Source organism: Bradyrhizobium sp. CCGUVB14 (genome assembly GCF_024199935.1).
Classification (GTDB): Bacteria; Pseudomonadota; Alphaproteobacteria; order Rhizobiales; family Xanthobacteraceae; genus Bradyrhizobium.
The window spans coordinates 556,189-574,539 of sequence record NZ_JANADS010000001.1 but is presented as its reverse complement, the minus strand read 5'-3'; the positions used below and the strand labels follow the sequence as shown (position 1 = coordinate 574,539).

Below are 18,351 nucleotides of genomic sequence, written 5' to 3'. Positions count from 1 at the left end.
GGCTGAGGCGAGCGAACTGAAACCCCTCGTCGCGATCGCTACTCGTTCCGTGCGATCGCCGTCAGCTTGGTCATGTTCCGCAGCAGGATACGGCCGCGCTGGAGATCCAAAATCGCTTCCTTGCGCCAGGCCTGAAGCTGGCGGTTCACGCTCTCGCGGGCGGCGCCGACGAAGACGCCGAGCTGTTCCTGCGAAATGTGCACCTCGGAGCCAAAATCGGCGGCGAGCGCGCAGAGCCGCCGCGCCAGCCGGACCGGCAGCGGCTGCAACATGGATTCCTCCATGCGCTCGCTCTGCCAGCGGATGCGCTGGCACAACAGCGCAATGATCTTGATCGCGACCTTCGGCTCGCGTTCGAGGAAGGCGAGGAAGTCTTCGCGCCGCAGCACGAACAATTCGCTCACTTCGCCGGCGGTCGCGTCGGCGGTGCGGCTCTGGCCGTCCAGCACCGCGACCTCGCCGAACAGGTCGCCCGGCCCCATGAAGTTCAATGTCAGCCGGCTGCCGTCGGAGGCACCGGTCTCGATACGGACCTGGCCGCGGCGCACGCCGTACAGCGCGTCACCGGGATCGCCCTTCTGGAACAACACCTCGCCATTCGCCAGATGCTGGGTGTGGCAGAGATTGGACAACCGCTGGAGTTCGTCCGCACCGAGATCGGCGAACATGGCATTCATTTTCAGAATGACCGCAAATTCGGCCTGCTTGCTCATTTCAACGTCCTTGTGAATTTCTTGGCCAGTTTCTTTGGCAAATCGCTTGCAAATCGCTTGGAAGCATCATCGTCAGAATCGCGTAAAACCGCGTCGGAGAAGTGTGTCATAAGTCACATAACTTTGCAGCACCTCCCGACTAATTTTAGCCGCTTGGAGCGGCTTCCCGTCCCGGGATAAACTCGGGCGCGAAGGACGGGCAATCTGCCGGATTCGACGCCGCTCGTCCGTCGTTGGAAAGTCGACATGAGAGCAGTGAAATTCGCCGGCGTAGCTTTGCTCGCCGTCATCGTCGTGATCGCACTCCTGCTGGTGATCGGGATTCCCTCGGGCTTCCTGACCGCGACCATCGCCTCGCGCGTCGAGCAGGCGAGCGGCTATCGCCTGTCGATCGACGGAACCACCAAGATCAGCCTGTGGCCGACGCTGAACGTCACGCTGAACGATCTCACGCTCCAGGACCCCAAGGACCGCAGCGGCATCACGCGCGTGACGATCGACAGCGTGCAGGCCGACATGTCGCTCGCAAGCGTGTGGTCGGGTCGTCCGAAGATCAGCGAGATCATCGTCACCCATCCGGTGCTGTATCAACCGCTGCTGCGCGAGCGCCTGCCCAACGCCGATACCTCGCCGAAGCCGCTTGCGCTCGACATGGACGGCGCGACCATCGACCGCATCAAGGTCACCAACGGCGAAGTCGCATTCTCGCGCGTGCGCGATCGCGTCGACGGCCGCATCAGCGCGATCGATGCCGACGCCGTCATGGGCCGCGACCGCAAGGTCAATATCGCCGGAACCGCGCGCGTCGGCGATCATCCGACCAAATTCGACATCAGGGCCACGACACCGGCGCCGCCGATCGAGCGGCAGACCATCCCGGTGGATTTCGCCATCGATATGCCCGACGTGCTGAAGTCGCAGCTCGCCGGCCACGCGGAGCTGCGGCTCAACGGTGCGGTCGTGATGGTCAATGGCGTCAACGGCACGTTCGGCGATGGCGCATTCAACGGCTGGGCCTCGGTTGACATCGCGAGCAAGCCGCTCGTGAAGGTCGATCTCGATTTCCAGCGGCTCGCGATCCCGCTGGCGAAATCGCCTGACGGTACGACCGGGCAACCCTGGAGCGATGCGCCGATCGACGTGTCCGGACTTAATTATGTCGACGCGCAGATCAGGATCTCGGCCAACGAAGCCGTCGTCGGCGACGCCCGTCTTGCGCCGCTGGCGGTCGATGCCAAACTTGCCGGCGGCATCTTGAAGGCGGGCACCGCCAATCTCGGCGCCTATGGCGGCCAGGTCGCGGGCGAGGTGATTTTGGATGCGACCAGCGGCGCGCCGAGCTTTGCGATGCATTCCGACCTCGTCGGCGTGCGCGCGCTGCCGCTGCTGCAGGGCCTTGCCGAGTTCGACCGGATCGACGGCAAGCTGCAAGCCAAGCTCGCGTTGCGCAGTGCCGGCACCAGCCAGCGCGCGCTGATGGCGAACATGCAGGGCACCGCCTTCGTCAGTTTCCAGGACGGCGCCATCCGCGGCATCAACGTCGCGCAGATGATCCGTTCGCTGACGTCGGGCACGCTGTCGGGCTGGCAGGACAGCCAGGAGCAGAGCACGGACCTGTCGCAGCTCTCGGCGTCCTTCCGCATCGACAAGGGCCAGGCGGTGACGACCGATCTCAATCTGATCGGGCCGCTGGTGCGCGTCACCGGCGCCGGCACCATTGCGCTCGACACCAAGATGATGGGCTTTCGCGTCGAGCCGAAACTGGTGATGACGACCGAAGGCCAGGGCCGCACCTCCGATCCCGTCGGCTTCGGCATTCCCGTGATGATCACCGGCGCGTGGTCGCAGCCGCGGATCTATCCCGACATGGCCGGTGTGCTCGACAATCCGGATGCCGCCTATGCCAAATTGCGCGAGATGGGCAAGGGCCTGTTCGGGCCTGACGGAGCCGGGCTCGGCAACATCCTGAACAGTTTCGGCCTCGGCGGCACCGCCGCACCCGGTGGCGGCAACGCGGCCGGCAATGCCAATCCGCAGACGCAGCAGCAAGGGCAGGGACAGGGGCAAAACAATCTGCTCGGCGGCCAGCTGGGCGAGGCGATCGGCAACCTGATCCAGCAGGGGCTCTCGAGCGGCGCCGGAAACGGCACCGGCCGGAGCCGCAGCCTGCCAGGCAGCCCGACCACACCGGCCCCCCAGGCTTCGCCGACCCCTCCGACCCAGGACCCGCCCGAGGCGCAGCAGGACAGCCAGCCGATGAACGACGTGATGCGGCAGTTGTTTAATCGGTGATTGGCGGACCAAGGCGGCGAACTCCGCGCGCAGCCTTACACGGCCTCATCACACAGTTCTTCATCCGAACGGACGAGGCGGCCTGCCGGCTGCGACAATTCACCGCCCGGCCAGCCGCCCCCACGTCGGCGGCGGGTAACCACACCCGCCCTTGACCGGCCCCCTGCCGGTCCAAAGGCCCAAATTGTGGTAGAAGAGCCGCGGGGCCCGTACGGCCCATAGCGCCGGCGTCGGTTGCGGCGCGAGAGGATCCGGATGGCGGGAGCGAAAGACAAGACCTGGTTTCTGCGCGAGGGCCTTTTCGTCAAATACGTCGCCTCCCTCGTCGGCCTCGTCGTGTTCGTGCTCGCCGTCAACGGCGCGATGGAGACCTGGATCTCCTATCGCGCCACCAAGACATCGCTGACCGACGGATTGGAAGACAAGGCGCAGGCCGCCGCCCGGCGCATGGAGCAATCCATCTCCGAGCTCGAGCGCCAGATCAGCTGGGTGACGACGGCAAGCCGGGACACGCTGGAGAAGCGCCGCGCCGATTACGCCCAGCTGCTGCAGCAGGTCTCCGTCGTCTCCCAGCTGTTCCAGCTCAACGGCGACGGCCACGAGGTGCTGCGCGTCTCGCGCCAGTCGACCACGACGGGCGGCCACGCCGACCTCGCCCGCGACATGCGCTTCACCGACGCGGTGGCGCGCGGGGTCAGCTATTCGGCGGCGAGCTTCGTCGATCAGAAGCCGGTGATGTCGATCTCGGTGGCGCATTCTGGCTTCAATGCCGGCGTCACCGTGGCGGAGATTGATCTCAGCTTCCTCTCCGACTTCCTGTCCGACGCCCAGGTCGGCAAGGCCGCCTTCGCCTATGTGGTCGACGCGCGCGGCCGCGTGCTGGCGGCCTCGTCGAAGGGACCCGAAATCGGCAAGGATCTGTCGAAGCTGGCGCAGGTCGCGGCTGCGATCTCGCCCGGCCGTGAGCCCGACACATCAGGCACCGACTTCAACGGCCATTCGGTGCTGACCGCCGCAAGCCCGGTGCCGAAACTCGGCTGGAGCGTGTTGTTCGAGCAGCCGACCGTGCAGGCGCTGACACCGATCCGCGACCAACTCGTGCGCATCGCGCTTTTGATCGGCATGGGCCTGCTGGTCGCGATCCTCGCCGGCACGCTGCTGGCGCGCCGCATGATCATCCCGATCACCGCGCTGCGCGACGGCGCGCACAAGCTCGGCGAAGGCGACTTCAGCCACCGCATCGACGTGCACACCTCCGACGAGCTGGAGGAGCTCGCCGGCCAGTTCAACCGCATGGCCGGCCAGCTCCAGGAGACCTATTCGGATCTCGAAACAAAGGTCGAGGCGCGCACCCGCGATCTCGCGCAGTCGATCAACGAGCTGAAGGTGCTGGAAGAGGTCGGCCGCGCGGTCGCATCCTCGCTCGACCTCAACGCCGTGCTGCCGACCATCGCCGCGCGTGCGCTGGAGATCAGCCACGCCGACGCGGTGGCGATCTACGGCTACGACGCCGAGCGACGCCGCTTCAACCTGGTCGAGGCCGACGGCATCGACAAATCGGTCGAGGGCGCCCACGTCACGATCGACGAAGGCGAGAACATTTTGAGCGAGGCCGCCGCGCGCGGCGAGCCGATCGCGATTGCCGATCTCGATCACGCCGCCGGGCAGCCGCTGCGCGACGTCGCGGTCAGCGCCGGCTTCCATTCGGTGCTGGCGGTGCCGCTGGTCGATCAGCAGGGCACGCTCGGCTCGCTGGTGGTGCTGCGCCGTGCCAGCGGCGCGTTCGAAGGCAGCCTCACCGGCCTGATGCGCACCTTCGCCAACCAGGCGGTGCTGGCGATGCGCAATGCGCGCCTGTTCACCGAGGTCGACCACAAGAGCCACGCGCTGGAGACCGCGAACGAGACCGTGCGCGCCCAGGCCGACAAGCTGCGCGAGCAGACCGAGCAGCTGAAGAACTGGAACAAGTCGCTGGAGGAACGCGTCGAGACCCAGCTCGGCGAGATCGAGCGCATCCGCAAGCTCGAGCGTTTCCTGGCGCCGCAGGTGGCGCAGCTGATCGCCTCCTCCGACAGTCCCGAGGGGCTGCTGACCAGCCAGCGCCGCGAAGTCACCGTGGTGTTCTGCGACCTGCGCGGCTTCACCGCCTTCACCGAGGCGACCGAGCCCGAAGAGGCAATGAACGTGCTGCGCGAATATCACGCCGCGCTCGGCAAGCTGATCTTCAAATACGAGGGCACGCTCGACAAATATGCCGGCGACGGCGTGATGATCCTGTTCAACGCGCCGATCCAGTTCGAGGACCACACCGCGCGCGCCGTGAAGATGGCGGTGGAGATGCGCGACACCATCGGCCCGCTGACCGAGCGCTGGCGCAACCGCGGCCACAGCCTCGGCTTCGGCATCGGCATCGCGCTCGGCTATGCTACGCTCGGCCAGGTCGGCTTCGAACAGCGGCTGGAATATGCCGCGATCGGCAGCGTCACCAACCTCGCCTCCCGCCTCTGCGGCGAGGCGCTGGCCAACCAGATCGTGGTGAGCCGCCGCGTCTACGGCATGGTCGAACACTCCGTCGAAGCCCGTGCGCTCGACGATCTCCAGCTCAAGGGTTTCAATCATCCGGTGCTGGCGATGGAGATCTTGTCCTGGCATGACGAAGCGGACGCGCTGGTCGATGCCTCCGCCGCGCGGCGCAGAGGGTAACCGCAAACAAAAAGTCGAAAACAACCCCATGCACAGTAGGCGGGTTTGTGGGATCGACGATTTGCGCAAGCGCCACGCCGGGGCGGTCAGCGCCGTTTGACACGTCGGGCAAAACACCGGCATGATGGCATCATCGGGCGTTTGGGGCCTGAGATCACCAAGCTCTGATGTGTTTGAAGCCGCGAGTTGCGGTCGTCCCGGCGAAGGCCGGGACCCATACCGCGGAATCTATCGATTGCGGTTGGTATTAGTACCGAACGACCAATCTTCGCCAAACTGCTCCCTGGGGCTATGGGTCCCGGCTTTCGCCGGGACGACAACGGAGTTTGTGGCGCCCCCACGAACCACATCGCTTCTCCCCGCGACTAACTCAGGCCTCAGCGACGAGGCCTGACTTCGGATGGGAGAGACCTGTGGCGTTTGCCTTGCCTTCGCGTGCGTATGATCTGCAGATGCTGGACCGCCCCGCCGACCGCACACGCGACCATGGCTGGGTCTATGGCTTGCCGCCGGGCATCGCGAGCGAGCAATGGCCGCTCGATCCCGTGACCGGTTACCCGCTGATGCACGGCTTCACGCTTCTGCTGCCGGAGGATTACCGCGTACATGGCGAGGACATCGTCGCGGTGTCGTTCTTTGCGACCGCGCCCGACCACAATGACGGCGGCGCGCCGGATGATCCCGAGATCCGCGAGGCGGTGGCGGCGCGCCCCGCGCATCCGCGCCTCTCGCGCATGACCGACATTCTCGATTACGAATATGCCGCGATCCTATTGACCAAGGCCGAATATGGCGGCGCGTTCGCAACCCCGCCGGCGCCGCTTGCGCTTGCGACCGCGGAGCGGCCGCGCTGGCTCGATGTCGGCGGCGCTAGCGCGTTTCACGAATCCGCGCCCGCTTACGCGAAGAAGCTCCTGCCGAGCAGGCCGCGCAACGATCTCGCCGAAAACCGCGCCATCGGGCTGACGGCCCGCGCTGATGATCCCAACTCCGGCAAGGGCCCTCAGGACAAGCATGTGAAGGAAGGGCCGCCGACCGGGTACCAGCCCTACTATTACTATGTCGACGGTGTCGTGAGCCGCGACAATTTCCGCCTGCACGATTGGGGCAAGGACCACGCCCAAAATCATCTCGGCGGCACGATGCGGCCGTGCCAGGCGGTGCCGGAGATGAGCCCGTTCTACATCGAGTTCGAGGAATATTTCGGCGGCTACAATTTTGGTGGCGGCAATGCACAGCTCGACTTCAAGGACATGAAATTCGACTGGGCGTGCGGGTAATCCGCCCTTCTCTCCAACGCATGTAGCCCGCATGGAGTGGAACGAGATGCGCGGTTGAGGTCCCGGATTGCGCTTCCGCCTTCGCTCTTCGAGCTTCGGCGGACAAGTCGTTCCATCCGGGCTACGATCTTTGTACGTGATCTAACAGCGCGTCATCCCACCGTCATGTCCCGCCGATACCGCTCAGGCCCCACAAACATTTTGCGGTGCCGACTGGCGCCGAATTTCCAGGGCACGTCAGGGAGGGATCATGGCTTCTTTCACCGTGGCAAGCGGTTCCACAGTCACGTCCGCGAAGACCGTCAGCGGCACCGACACCGGCATCATCCAGGCCGGCGGCACGCTGTCAGATACCACCGACATCACCTGGACCGGCGGCACGGCCGGGCAGACCGTCGTGATCGACAACGCCGGCACCATCACGGCGACGACGCGTGGCATCGACACCAAGGGCTCGTTCACATCGGGCAATCTCTCCTTCACCAACGAGGCCGGCGCCAAGCTGATCACGGGCGACGATTCGTTCCGCATCAACACCGCGCTCTCGGGCGGCACCATCACGGTCGACAATTCCGGCAGCATCGTCTCCGGCACGGTAGATGCGTCCGGCAACATCGTCGCGGGCACGAGCGGCCAGGCGCTCGACTTCGCCGCGATCGTTTCGCCAACCGAGACGATCAACATCACCAATCACACCGGCGCCGTGATCGGCGCCTCCGGCAATGACGCGATCCGTCCCGGTGCAGGCATCATCACCATCGACAATGACGGGCTGATCGACGCCACCGCCTCGGCGAGCCGCGCGATCAACCTCAACACCTCGAATCTCACCAACATCACCTCGTTCACGCTCGACAACGACCAGCACGGCGTGATCCAGTCGCAGGGCGATGCGGTCCGCATCACCGCCGCGACGCTGACCACGACCGCCACCTACTCTGTCACCGTGGACAATGCCGGCACCATCCAGTCGACAGGATCGGGCTCCAGCAACGGCCAGGCGATCGATTTCACCGACCTGGTCTCGATCAACGGTACCATTCACCTCACCAACGAGGCGACCGGGCTGATCAAGGCGGCCGATGCTGACGCGATCCGCGGCGGCGTCAACATGGTGATCGACAATTACGGCAAGGTCTTCGGCGGCAATGCCGGCGGCGACGACAATGACGGCATCGACTTCCAGGGCAATGCCGGCGGCACCGTCAACAACCATACCGGCGGCAATATCGAGGGCACCCGTCACGGCATCACCGGCGACCAGCCCGTCACCGTCAACAATGACGGCACCATCACCGGCGATCTCGGCAGCGGTATCAATCTGGACACGCCCAGCCTGTCGATGACCACAGTGACCAATCACGGCATCATCATCGGCACCGGCGGCTATAACGCCGGCGTGGCGGTGGACGGCGACGGCATCGACGTGGACGGCCTTTTGACGCTCGACAATTTCGGCACCATCCAGGCCACCGGCGTGCATGTCGTCGAGGCCGACGGGACGGTCGACCTGCAGGAGGCCGTCACTATCGGCGGCGGCACCATCATCAACGAGATCGGCGGCGTCATCACCAGCTTCGAGCGCGCGATCACCGTCAACGACAGTGACGGCACCGGCGGCCCCGATGGCAGCAACGGCAGCAATGGCGGCAACGGCTGGGCGCCGACGACGATCGTGAACTGGGGTCTCATCCACGGCGGCAATGGCGAGGCGATCTCCATCACCGACACCTTCGCCGACACCATCACCAATCACGGCACGATCGAGGGCAGCGTCGCACTCGGCGGCGGCGACGACATCGTCAACGACTACACCGGTGCTGTCTTCACCAGCACGATCGACGGCGGCGACGGCACCGACACCTTCAACCTGCTCGGCACCGGCTCCGGCACGCTGGCGCACACGGTGAATTTCGAGGTGCTCGATGTGCAGGGCGGCAGCTGGTCCGTGACCGATGCCGAAAGCTTCACCTCCGGCATCAGCATCGAGACCGGCGCCAGGCTGACTGTTGCCGACGGCGGCTCGCTCGCCGGCAACGTCATCGACAACGGCGTGCTCGCCTCGACGCATTCCGACGTCTTCGTGTTCAACAGCACGATCTCGGGCAACGGCTCGCTCGATCAGGCCGGCACCGGCACCACCGTTCTGAGCCAGACCAGCTTCTATACCGGCGGCACCACGCTGCATGCCGGCACGCTGGAACTCGCGGCGCTCGACGCGGCCGGCACCGGGGCGATCACCTTCGAGAGCGGCGCGCAGACGCTGAAGATCGACAAGGCGGCGCTGGACCATGGCCATCTCGACAACACGATCGAGGGCTTTGGCGTCGGTGACACCATCGACCTCGCCGGCATCGGCAAGGCGACGAAAGCGACGTTGTCGGCCGACAATGTGCTCACCATCACCGGCGGCAATTCCGGCACCATCACGCTCCAGCTCGACTCGCATGCCTATGCGTCGGGGCTGAACTACCAGCTTGCGTCCGACGGCCATGGCGGCACCACGATCACCGTCGTCTCCGACAATCTGGTCGAGGGCAACAGCGGCAACAATCTCTTGATCGCCAATCTGTTCAGCCCGGTCGGCAGCTTCCTCGACGGCAAGGGTGGCAACGACATCCTGATCGGCGGGCTGCATTCCGACGTGCTCAACGGCGGTGGCGGCAACGATCTGCTCTATGGCGGCGCCGGCGCGGATCAATTCCGCTTCAACGGCACCGACCAGGCCGCCGGCCAGCGCGCCACCGACACCGTGTTCGACCTCAACTTCAACAAGGGTGATGCACTGGTGCTCTACGATTACGAGGCCAGCACCTTCGCCTCGTCAGGCGCGCATCCCGCGACCGTGCTCAACACCGGCGAAGGCGCCGGCTCTGGCGTGGTCGTGAACTCGATGGCGGCGCTGGCCGATCTCGTCAAGGCGTCGGCCGACGTCACCGCCCAGCGCGGCGGCGCCAACGACCTCGTGATCGACATCAGCCAGAGCAACGGCAGCCACGAGACGATCGTGCTCGATCATCAATGGCAGGCCTATGCGCAGGCCTCGGGCGGGCATTTCTTCAGCTAGGGCGCGACGGGTCGAAGTCGTATCGCGTTCGGCCGACAGCAACGCTGTCTTCCTACCCTCCCCCTTTGTGGGGGAGGGCTATCGCATATGGGCTTGGCGAGGCCTGAGCGAGCGCCTCGTCCTTCGAGACGACCGCTCCGCGGTCTCCTCAGGATGAGGCTCCGCAGCATCGTCGCCCCCTTGCAATTGCCGCCACACACTCCGTCCTGATCCTGAGGGCCCGCCGGAGGCGGGCGTCTCGAAGGATGGCCACAGGCGAGCTTCCCGCAACGGCGACAGCCCTGCCTTGGACGAGGGTACGAGGACGAACCTCAGTTCAGCGTCAAGAACTCCACCCAGTTCGGCTTCTTGCCGGTGGGGTAGGATTTCAGCTTGCTGAGTGCGCCGCTGCTCTGGTCGATGGCGTAGACCGTCATGCCGTCGGACAGCTCGCCGACCGCGGCGAGGTAGCGGCCGGTCGGATCGATGTTGAAGCCGCGCGGCTGCTTCTCGGTCGGCACGCTGCCGATCGTGGTCAGCTTGCCGGTTGATGCATCGACCTTGTAGGCGGTGAGCGTGTTGGTGGTGCGCTCGGACGCGTAGAGGAAGCGGCCGTCCGGGGTGATGTGGATGTCGGCCGCCCAGGGCTTTCCGTTGAAGCCTTCAGGCAATGCAGTCGTGCGCTGAACCTCGTCCCAGGCTCCGCTCTTGGCTTCATAGCTGTAGGCTGCGACGTCGCCGTTCAGCTCGTGGATGAGATAGACGAACTTGCCGTTGGGATGGAACACGAAGTGCCGCGGCCCGGATTTCTCCGGCGTCTTGATCGACGGAGGATCGCTCGGCGTCAGCGTGCCCGCAGCGGCATCGAACGCAAAGCTCAACACCTGGTCCGAACCGAGATTGGTCGCGAACACGAAACGGTTGTCGGGCGAGGGCAGGAAGGCATGTGCGTTCAGCCCGGTCGGGATCACCTGCTTCGGCTCGGCGACGACGCCGTTGGCTTGAAGCGGATTCAGCGCGACCTTGTTGCCGCCATAGGAGGCGCTGAACAGCACCTTGCCGCCGCGGTCGGTGGCGATGTTGGCCATGCTGTCGGCGAGCGGCCCGTTGCCGATATGGCTGAGGAGACCCGTCTTGGGATCGATCGCAAAGCTCACCGCGAGGAACGGCTGCGAGCGGACGCCGGCGATCAGCACGCGATGGTCCGGCGTGATCGCAAGCGGCGTGGAGGAGCCAGGCTTTTCGACGCCGGTGAAGGCGGCCGTCTGCACCGGCGTCATCTCACCGTTGTCGGCGATCTTGAACACGCTGATGTCGTTGGAGTCGGCATTGCCGACATAGGCGAAGGTTTCGGCCATGCCGGCACGGACTCCGGAAACGAGGGCAAGAGAGGCGACAAGAGCGGTGAAGAGTGTGGTGGTCGTCGCAGCGCGGGATGCGGTGCGCGTCGGTCTGATCATGGGCGTCCTCCGGCCGGTGTGGGGTCGTTGTTTTGCGGCAGAAGATAGCGGCTCGTGTTCCGCTGTACCAAAATCCAATTGGGATCGATCGATGCCGAAATTGTATCGGTGCGGTTGCGGGCGTTAACGCACCGCAGCCGTCAGGTCGCGCGAGGGCAGATGCGGGCCGGCGGGACGGTCGGGCGGGCCGAGCACGGTCCAGACCGCGACCGCGACCAGGGCCGAGGTCAGGATAGTCCAGGCGACGAGTTGCTTCCGCATCAGGCCAAATCCGTCCGTCCAGGGTTCGGCCATCCTGCACTGCAAAAGGCGGCGAGCGTATGAACTCGTTCACAGCCGATACCGTGCGGGTTAATTAAGAACCATTGCCGGCCGCGCGCATTGACCCGGCATGCCCCGCGAAAACGACCTCGAAGGCAAACCCGATATGGGCGGCAAGCACGGCGGCCAGTCCGGCCAGCCCAAGCCGCCGCCGCGCCCGCGTGAAGGCCCGCGGGATGAAGACGTCGTGGCAAAGCGCCACACCGGTCAGGCCGATCAAACCGATCGCAAGGTATCGCCGACCAACACCAGAAAGCGCTAAGCTTCGTCGGCTCCTGCTCGAGCCGAGGCCCGGCCACGGGATCTCCAGGGAACGGCAGCCTTGTCGCGCCGTTACTCCGGTCCCGCGGGCGGAGGACGCCAAACGGAGGCTGGCAAAACGGAGGCTGGAAAGTGTTTTGGATTTATTGGGACACCGCCTGGTCGCTCATCATCAGCGGCATCATGTTCACGACCATCGTTACGCATCCGGACGCCGAGTTCGTCGAGATCCAGGCCGCCAGACGGGCGAAATGAACCGCGCGACCTGAGCTAGCCAGCCCTCCCCGGCTACCGATCGGGCCTCGCTCGCGCGCGGCCTGCGGACCCGGGTAGATGTGGTGAACCAAATCTTAGGGGCACGCCGGTATTTTTCTGCATCTTTTTCAGATTCAGAGATCCGGCGCTCCCCATGGCATTGTTCGGCAATCCCTCCATTCGTTCGGTTCTCGGCGCCATCATCGGCGTCCTCGGCCTGTTCCTGGTCGGGCAGCTCTCGACCGGGCTGTTCGGCGCCATCGAGCGCAACAACGCGGCGCAGAAGGTCGAGCGCTTCGCCAGCACCGACCAGCAGCTGTTTGCGACCCTGCTCGGCTTCCGGCTCGAGCGCGGCACCTTCCTGTCGGCGCTGGTGGCGGACGCCCCGGCCAATTCCAATGCCGACGACCGCATCGCCACCAACCGCGCCGTATCGGAGGCCGCCTACAAGAACGTGCTCGACCGCCTCGCGGGCGTGAGCGATTCCCGTCTGGCCGCCGGCACCAGCAAGCTGGTCGCGATCCACGACGCCCTCGTGCCGTTGCGGACCAAGGCGGAAGGCGCCATCCATCAGCCGAAGGCCACGCGTGACGCCAAGGTCGGCGACGAGTTTCGCAAGGGCGCGCAGGATTATCTCGATGCCATTCTGGCGCTGACCGGCGAGATCGAGAACGCGCTCAAGCTCACCGATCCCGTGGTCGATCATCTCCTCGGCATCAAGCAGTCGGCCTGGGCGGCGCGTGCGAACGGTGGCTCCGTCGCCATCCGTCTCGAAGCCGCAGCCGCGGCCGGCAAGCCGTGGAGCGCCGCCGACATGGTCGGCGCCGCCGAGGACACCGGCCGCGCCAAGCAGGCCTGGAGCCAGGTGCTGGATGTCGCGGCGCGCCCTGATGCGCCGGCCAGCCTCACCGACGTGATCGCGCGCTCGAAGCAGGGCGAGGCCGCCGCCATGACCGAGCGCCAGCAGGGCTTCATCAAGGCGCTGAGCAACAACCAGACCATCGACATCAAGGTCCAGGATCTCTCCAAGCTCAACACCGCAATCCTCAATTACACCGTCGAGGCCGGCCAGGCCGCGCTGGCTGAAATGGTCTCCCGCGCCGGTCAGCAGATGACATCGGCGAAATGGAGCCTCGCGCTCAATGGCGGCATGATGCTGGTCGCGCTCGCCATCACGGTGTTCGGCTTCATCCTGGTGAACCGCCGCGTCAGCGCGCCGATCCGCAAGCTGACGCAGGCGATGCGCTCCCTTGCCGAGCGTGACTATGCGATCGAGCTCGCCGGCATCGAGCGCGGCGACGAGATCGGGGAAATGTCCCGTGCGGTGTCGGTGTTCAGGGAGAACATGATCACCGGCGATCGCCTCGCCGAGGAGCAGGCGGCCGAGCAGGGCCGGAAGGAGCGGCGCCAGCATGCCGTCGACGGCTTGATCGAGCAGTTCGAGAAGACCGTCACGGAATCGCTGCACACGCTGGCCTCGGCCTCCGGCGAGCTCAACGCCACCGCGCAGTCGATGTCGTCGACCGCCGAGCAGGGTTCGTCCAAGGCGGCCTCGGTCGCGAGCCTGTCGGGCGATGCCTCCTCCAACGTTCAGACGGTTGCGGCGGCCACCGAAGAGCTCTCGGCCTCAATCACCGAGATCAGCCGTCAGGTCGCGGAATCCTCCAGCATTGCAGGCGCCGCCGCCAGCGAAGCCGATCGCACCAATACCGAGGTGCAGGCGCTCGCCGATGCCGCCCAGCGCATCGGCGATGTCGTCGCGCTGATCACCGGCATTGCGGAACAGACCAATCTGCTCGCGCTCAACGCCACCATCGAGGCGGCGCGCGCGGGCGAAGCCGGCCGTGGTTTTGCGGTGGTCGCATCCGAGGTGAAGAACCTCGCGACCCAAACGGCGAAAGCGACCGAGGAGATCACCGGGCAGGTCGCCGCGATCCAGGGCGCGACCAAGTCGTCGGTGACCGCGATCCAGTCGATCGGCACCACCATCCAGCGCGTCAACGAGATCGCGGCTGCGATCGCCGCCGCGGTCGAGGAGCAGGGCGCCGCAACGCGCGAGATCGCGCGCAACGTGCAGCAGGCTTCCCAAGGCACCAACGAAGTCTCGCGGCACATCTCCGGCGTCTCGCAGGCCGCAGGGCAGACGGGGGCAGCCGCCGGCGAAGTGCTGGATTCCGCCAAGATGCTGGCGCGCCTGTCGGACGATCTCAAGCGCGACGTCGACCGCTTCGTCGGCGATCTCCGGGCGGCGTGAGCTAGTTACGATCTCGTGCCCCGGACGCTGCGCAGCACGAAGTGATGCGCTGCAGAGCCGGGGCCCATGCCGAGGCATCCTGGGTCCCGGTTCAGCAGCGCAACGTTGCACGCTGCGCTGCGCCCGGGACACGGAAGCCGATCACTGCATCATCCCGGCCGCGATCTTCTCCGCCGACATCAGCACCGGAAAATTGGTGTTGGCGCACGGCACCACCGGGAAGATCGAGGCGTCGACGACGCGCAGGCCCTGGATGCCCTTGACGCGGCCCTGGGCGTCGACCACCGCCATCGGATCGTCGGCCCGGCCCATGCGGCATGAGCACGAGGCGTGCCACACGCCGATGGTCGCCTTGCGCACGAAGGCTTCCAGCGCCTCGTCGTCGTTGATCACCTGGTCGAAGGTGAAGCCTTCGACGACGAAATTATCGATCATGTAGTGGCGCAGCGCCGCCGGCCCGTCCATCAGCGTCGCGGCGATCCTGGTCAAGATCCTGTTCCTGGTGTTGACCACGCCGATCTTGCGGACCTTGTCGGTATAGGCGGCCGGAAACGGCTTGTCCGTCACCTTCTTCACGATGTCGCTCATCTGGATGGCCGCCATCTTGCGGAAGCCGCTCATCAGGCGCTCGAGATCGCGCCGGTCGGACAGGAGATTGAACTCGACGATCGGCTCGGCCGACGGATCGCGCGAGGCGAGCTTGACCTGTCCGGTCTCCGAATAGGTCTTGTTGACGAAGGTCAGCAGCGAGCCGATCTGCTCCCCGACCGCATGCCAGGCGGACTTGCTGAGCAGGACGACGAACATGTCGCCCTTCGGCACGCCCGCGAGGCCCGACGAATAACGCAGGCCAAGCTGCATGTGGCGCCGCGTGTGCTCGTTCATGCGCGCGCCGCGGCGGACGAAGGACGACAGCGAGATCGAAGGATGATCCATCAGGCGCTGGCCGACGCCGGCGAGCCCCATCCGCACCGGGATGCCCATATCCTTGAGGTGGCCGACCGGGCCGATGCCGGCGCGCAACAGATGCGCCGGCGAATGGATGGCACCAGAGGAGAGAATGATCTCGCGTCCGCGGAATTCCTGCGCGCGACCGTCGACGACGGCCTTCACGCCGACGCATTGCGTGCCGTCGAAGATCAGCTCTCTCACCTGCGTGTGGGTGGAGACCGTCAGGTTCGAACGCTTGCGCGTGTCGCGATCGAGATAGCCCATCGCGGCCGAGACGCGCTGCTCGGCCTGGTTGGAATGCGTCACCGGGAAATAACCGTCGACGAATTCGCCGTTCTGATCCGGCAGATATCGATGGCCGGCCTGATCGAAGGCATCGGCGAAGGCCTGCGAATGCCGGGTCCAGTGCTCGCGCGGAATGCGGCGCACGGGAATGCGGCCGTCCTTGCCGTGATACGGGCCGTCGAAATCGAGGTCGCGCTCGACCTTCTTGAAGAACGGCAGCACGTCGTTCCAGGTCCAGCCGGAGGCCCCGCGCGCGTCCCATTCGTCGTAGTCGGTCGGTGCGCCGCGATTGGCCATCTGGCCGTTGATCGAGGAGCCGCCGCCGAGCACGCGCGCCTGCTCGTATTTGCGCAACGGCGGACGCGCTTCGTTCGGATTGTTGTGGCTGACGACCTGCGTCGTGACCTTCAATTCCGTCCAGTGGAAGCGCGGATCGAAATAGGCGGTGCCGGGATAGCTGTCGCGGATTTCGGCGGGTTCATTGCCGGGTGGTGTGTCCTGTCCGGCTTCGCACAGCAGGACCTTGTTGGCGCTCCTGGCGGAGAGCCGGTGGGCCAGCACGGACCCCGCCGAGCCGCCGCCCACGATAATGTAGTCGTACACGATTGGCGTTTCCTCTTGTTCTTGTCCCAAGAGGGTAGCGTGGTTTCAGGCGGAGGTCACGCCTGCGCCGGTCGGTCTGCGTGCACTGTCGGGGTTATCTACTGCAGGACCTTCGGCATCACGACGACGACATCGACCTGGCGCTTCAGCACACGCGATGCGACAGCGGCAATGTAGATCGAATAACCGTCCTCGATGTCGGATGCGATCTCCTCGTCCTTGGCGAAGGCATAGAGCATCGTACCGTCGAGCCTGTCGAAACGGATGCCTGCAAAGAGGCGATCGAATGTGTCGGCGCCGACGGCGCCTGCCATCAACGCCTGTATCGCCTGGTCCTGAACGAGAGTGAGCTGCATCATGCCAGTGAGATATGGAAACGCCGCGCGAATACAAGGTGCGGAAGATCGAGACTGATGTAACCGCACCTGTCTGAGCGAACGCTGAACGCGCGTGCCGGCATGAGCACGCCCGACTGGATTAACTTGGCTGGACTAACCTGGCTGGACTAGCCCGGCTCCTGGTTGCCCTCGCCGCTCGGCTTGTGTCCATCGGGTCCGCGGTCGAACAGACCGTAATGGCTGGAGCGGCTGCCATCGGCCTGCACCGGCTTGGCGGCGAGCCCCAGCTTGAGCAACTCCCGAATCGCCGCCGCCCGGGTCGGCATGCGGTGGGCAAACCTGAAATCATCAATGAGCGAAAGCTCTTCCGGGGTGAGCATGATTTGAAGACGTTCTCCGCGGAGATCCTGCATGGCCTTTCTCGCTGCAGTGGGTTGGGCACTGTTGGGTTAGTAAATTACTCAATTCACTCATTTGCCTAAAGTTCCTCAAACTCCCTGAAAATCGGCTTATGAGCAGAATACTCTTTTTAAAACAATGGGTTGCGAGACTCGCATCGCCGGGTATAGTTCGAGCCGGGCAGGGAGTTTGGGATGCTCCCGATGCAGACGCGACGACGGTTCGGACAAGGCCGATCCTTGCAACAGCGCCTGGCCGCAGAGGCCGGGCCGCTCGGTCTCGACCGTGCGCCCACGAGCGAACGGCCGGTCTCGCCTGGCCTGCGGATGCCGGAGTAGCGCTTGCCCTTCCTCGTCAAAGTTGGATCGCTGACGGTCGTCGCGCGCAGTGCCTCGGACGTAGTGAGCACGGTCGACAGGCTGCTCGGCGACGATCAATCGCTGGAGCCGGTGGTTTCGACCTTCGAAGGTTCGATCATCGACATCGAGCAGCTGCGTGGACTGGTCGGCGACCCCGACGAGCCCTGATCGCGCGCCATCGACGTCCGTATCCTGAGAATTTGCCGATACGTTTTAGGCCAATCTTATGGGTTGCATCCCTAGATTGCAGCCGATCTGCATGTCGGGAGTTACCGCAATGGCGTTCGGCAAGCGTCAATCCGGAGTTGGTGCGGCTGCACAGGCAGTCAATGCCGGCGCGACCGTCACTTCAAGCCCGGTGGCCAATGAGATGGCCGGCGGTGTCAGCCCGCTTCGCTGGTTCATCATCCTGGTGGCTTGCAGCGCGGGGCTTTACTTCCACCTGGTCAGCTATGGTCCGGACCTCTGGCGCGACCATCGGCTGGCCGGGACCTGGCAGCCGGCGTACGATCTGCAGGTCACGGATGGGAAGTGCGAACGATTCAACTTCGTGATCACCACCTGCAACGCCAAGATCAAATCGGTCGCCAGGCCTGATCAGGCGCCGATCCCTCACAGCTTCATGATGCTTTTTTCGAGCGGTGGCGGCGAAGCCCTGGTGCCGGTGCGCTCGACGACCGACCGCTCGGCGGTCTCGATCTTCTACGCCGCGGAGACCAAGCTCTGGAATCGTACGCTGTCGTTTGTAGTCCTGGCGGGCATGCTGGCCCTGTTTGATTTCACTGCGCTGCTCCTATTCTGGCGCGCACTCAATTCATTCAACCCATAAAA

The 18,351-nt window shown here is 65.1% G+C and carries 15 protein-coding genes; 9 read left to right on the top strand and 6 right to left on the bottom strand.

The genetic code is table 11. The features are described from left to right. Nucleotides 1-38: 38 nt before the first annotated feature. Complete coding sequence (locus NLM32_RS02760) at nt 39-713, bottom strand: Crp/Fnr family transcriptional regulator (protein ID WP_254127756.1); 675 nt, start codon at nt 711-713, stop codon at nt 39-41. Nucleotides 714-959: 246 nt separating this feature from the next. Here NLM32_RS02760 and NLM32_RS02755 point away from each other — a divergent pair, with 246 nt between their 5' ends. From NLM32_RS02755 to NLM32_RS02740, 4 genes are all read left to right on the top strand, one after another. Further along, nucleotides 960-3,005 carry an AsmA family protein gene (locus tag NLM32_RS02755; RefSeq protein WP_254127755.1) on the top strand — a complete coding sequence of 682 codons (2,046 nt, stop codon included), beginning with the start codon at nt 960-962 and terminating at the stop codon, nt 3,003-3,005. Nucleotides 3,006-3,260: 255 nt separating this feature from the next. Further along, entirely contained in the window at nt 3,261-5,708 is a 2,448-nt protein-coding gene (locus tag NLM32_RS02750; RefSeq protein WP_254127754.1) for an adenylate/guanylate cyclase domain-containing protein, read from the top strand. 452 nt (nt 5,709-6,160) lie between these two features. Then, nucleotides 6,161-6,988 carry a hypothetical protein gene (locus tag NLM32_RS02745; RefSeq protein WP_254127753.1) on the top strand — a complete coding sequence of 276 codons (828 nt, stop codon included), beginning with the start codon at nt 6,161-6,163 and terminating at the stop codon, nt 6,986-6,988. 250 nt (nt 6,989-7,238) lie between these two features. Beyond that, nucleotides 7,239-10,055, top strand: a complete 2,817-nt coding sequence (locus NLM32_RS02740; RefSeq protein WP_254127752.1) for a hypothetical protein — start codon at nt 7,239-7,241, stop codon at nt 10,053-10,055. Between the two features lie 311 nt (nt 10,056-10,366). Here NLM32_RS02740 and NLM32_RS02735 read toward each other — a convergent pair whose 3' ends face one another. Then, entirely contained in the window at nt 10,367-11,494 is a 1,128-nt protein-coding gene (locus NLM32_RS02735; RefSeq protein WP_254127751.1) for a beta-propeller fold lactonase family protein, read from the bottom strand. 123 nt (nt 11,495-11,617) lie between these two features. Further along, nucleotides 11,618-11,788 (bottom strand): hypothetical protein, encoded by a 171-nt coding sequence (locus NLM32_RS02730; RefSeq protein WP_254127750.1) that lies wholly within the window; start codon nt 11,786-11,788, stop codon nt 11,618-11,620. A 97-nt stretch (nt 11,789-11,885) separates the two neighbouring features. On the opposite strand from NLM32_RS02730, the gene NLM32_RS02725 reads away from it, so the two are divergent. From NLM32_RS02725 to NLM32_RS02720, 3 genes are all read left to right on the top strand, one after another. Continuing rightward, nucleotides 11,886-12,077 carry a hypothetical protein gene (locus NLM32_RS02725; protein ID WP_254127749.1) on the top strand — a complete coding sequence of 64 codons (192 nt, stop codon included), beginning with the start codon at nt 11,886-11,888 and terminating at the stop codon, nt 12,075-12,077. A gap of 131 nt (nt 12,078-12,208) precedes the next feature. Further along, nucleotides 12,209-12,331: a hypothetical protein gene (locus NLM32_RS45695; protein WP_283048043.1), complete on the top strand. Its 123-nt coding sequence runs from the start codon at nt 12,209-12,211 to the stop codon at nt 12,329-12,331. A 154-nt stretch (nt 12,332-12,485) separates the two neighbouring features. After that, nucleotides 12,486-14,585: a methyl-accepting chemotaxis protein gene (locus NLM32_RS02720; RefSeq protein ID WP_254127748.1), complete on the top strand. Its 2,100-nt coding sequence runs from the start codon at nt 12,486-12,488 to the stop codon at nt 14,583-14,585. Nucleotides 14,586-14,726: 141 nt separating this feature from the next. Here NLM32_RS02720 and NLM32_RS02715 read toward each other — a convergent pair whose 3' ends face one another. The 3 genes from NLM32_RS02715 to NLM32_RS02705 all read right to left on the bottom strand — a co-directional run bounded on the left by NLM32_RS02715 (nt 14,727) and on the right by NLM32_RS02705 (nt 17,175). Beyond that, the gene (locus NLM32_RS02715) at nt 14,727-16,424 is read right to left on the bottom strand and encodes a GMC family oxidoreductase (protein ID WP_254127747.1); all 1,698 of its coding nucleotides are present in this window, start codon (nt 16,422-16,424) and stop codon (nt 14,727-14,729) included. Between the two features lie 98 nt (nt 16,425-16,522). Beyond that, nucleotides 16,523-16,783 carry a hypothetical protein gene (locus NLM32_RS02710; RefSeq protein ID WP_254127746.1) on the bottom strand — a complete coding sequence of 87 codons (261 nt, stop codon included), beginning with the start codon at nt 16,781-16,783 and terminating at the stop codon, nt 16,523-16,525. Between the two features lie 146 nt (nt 16,784-16,929). Continuing rightward, on the bottom strand, nt 16,930-17,175 hold the full coding sequence (locus NLM32_RS02705; protein WP_254127745.1) for a hypothetical protein: 246 nt from the start codon (nt 17,173-17,175) through the stop codon (nt 16,930-16,932). Between the two features lie 327 nt (nt 17,176-17,502). On the opposite strand from NLM32_RS02705, the gene NLM32_RS02700 reads away from it, so the two are divergent. Both NLM32_RS02700 and NLM32_RS02695 read left to right on the top strand, forming a co-directional pair. Then, a complete protein-coding gene (locus NLM32_RS02700; protein WP_254127744.1) occupies nt 17,503-17,688 on the top strand; it encodes a hypothetical protein in 186 nt (61 codons plus the stop codon). A gap of 109 nt (nt 17,689-17,797) precedes the next feature. Beyond that, complete coding sequence (locus tag NLM32_RS02695; protein ID WP_254127743.1) at nt 17,798-18,349, top strand: hypothetical protein; 552 nt, start codon at nt 17,798-17,800, stop codon at nt 18,347-18,349. The last annotated feature ends 2 nt before the right edge of the window (nt 18,350-18,351 follow it).

Bases quoted from the DNA above. Each gene is read 5' to 3' on its own strand.
- NLM32_RS02705 (WP_254127745.1), bottom strand. From the start codon at position 17,175: ATGCAGGATCTCCGCGGAGAACGTCTTCAAATCATGCTCACCCCGGAA.
- NLM32_RS02760 (WP_254127756.1), bottom strand. From the start codon at position 713: ATGAGCAAGCAGGCCGAATTTGCGGTCATTCTGAAAATGAATGCCATG.
- NLM32_RS02740 (WP_254127752.1), top strand. From the start codon at position 7,239: ATGGCTTCTTTCACCGTGGCAAGCGGTTCCACAGTCACGTCCGCGAAG.
- NLM32_RS02735 (WP_254127751.1), bottom strand. From the start codon at position 11,494: ATGATCAGACCGACGCGCACCGCATCCCGCGCTGCGACGACCACCACA.
- NLM32_RS02730 (WP_254127750.1), bottom strand. From the start codon at position 11,788: ATGGCCGAACCCTGGACGGACGGATTTGGCCTGATGCGGAAGCAACTC.
- NLM32_RS02755 (WP_254127755.1), top strand. From the start codon at position 960: ATGAGAGCAGTGAAATTCGCCGGCGTAGCTTTGCTCGCCGTCATCGTC.
- NLM32_RS02710 (WP_254127746.1), bottom strand. From the start codon at position 16,783: ATGATGCAGCTCACTCTCGTTCAGGACCAGGCGATACAGGCGTTGATG.
- NLM32_RS02720 (WP_254127748.1), top strand. From the start codon at position 12,486: ATGGCATTGTTCGGCAATCCCTCCATTCGTTCGGTTCTCGGCGCCATC.
- NLM32_RS02725 (WP_254127749.1), top strand. From the start codon at position 11,886: ATGCCCCGCGAAAACGACCTCGAAGGCAAACCCGATATGGGCGGCAAG.
- NLM32_RS02695 (WP_254127743.1), top strand. From the start codon at position 17,798: ATGGCGTTCGGCAAGCGTCAATCCGGAGTTGGTGCGGCTGCACAGGCA.
- NLM32_RS02750 (WP_254127754.1), top strand. From the start codon at position 3,261: ATGGCGGGAGCGAAAGACAAGACCTGGTTTCTGCGCGAGGGCCTTTTC.
- NLM32_RS02745 (WP_254127753.1), top strand. From the start codon at position 6,161: ATGCTGGACCGCCCCGCCGACCGCACACGCGACCATGGCTGGGTCTAT.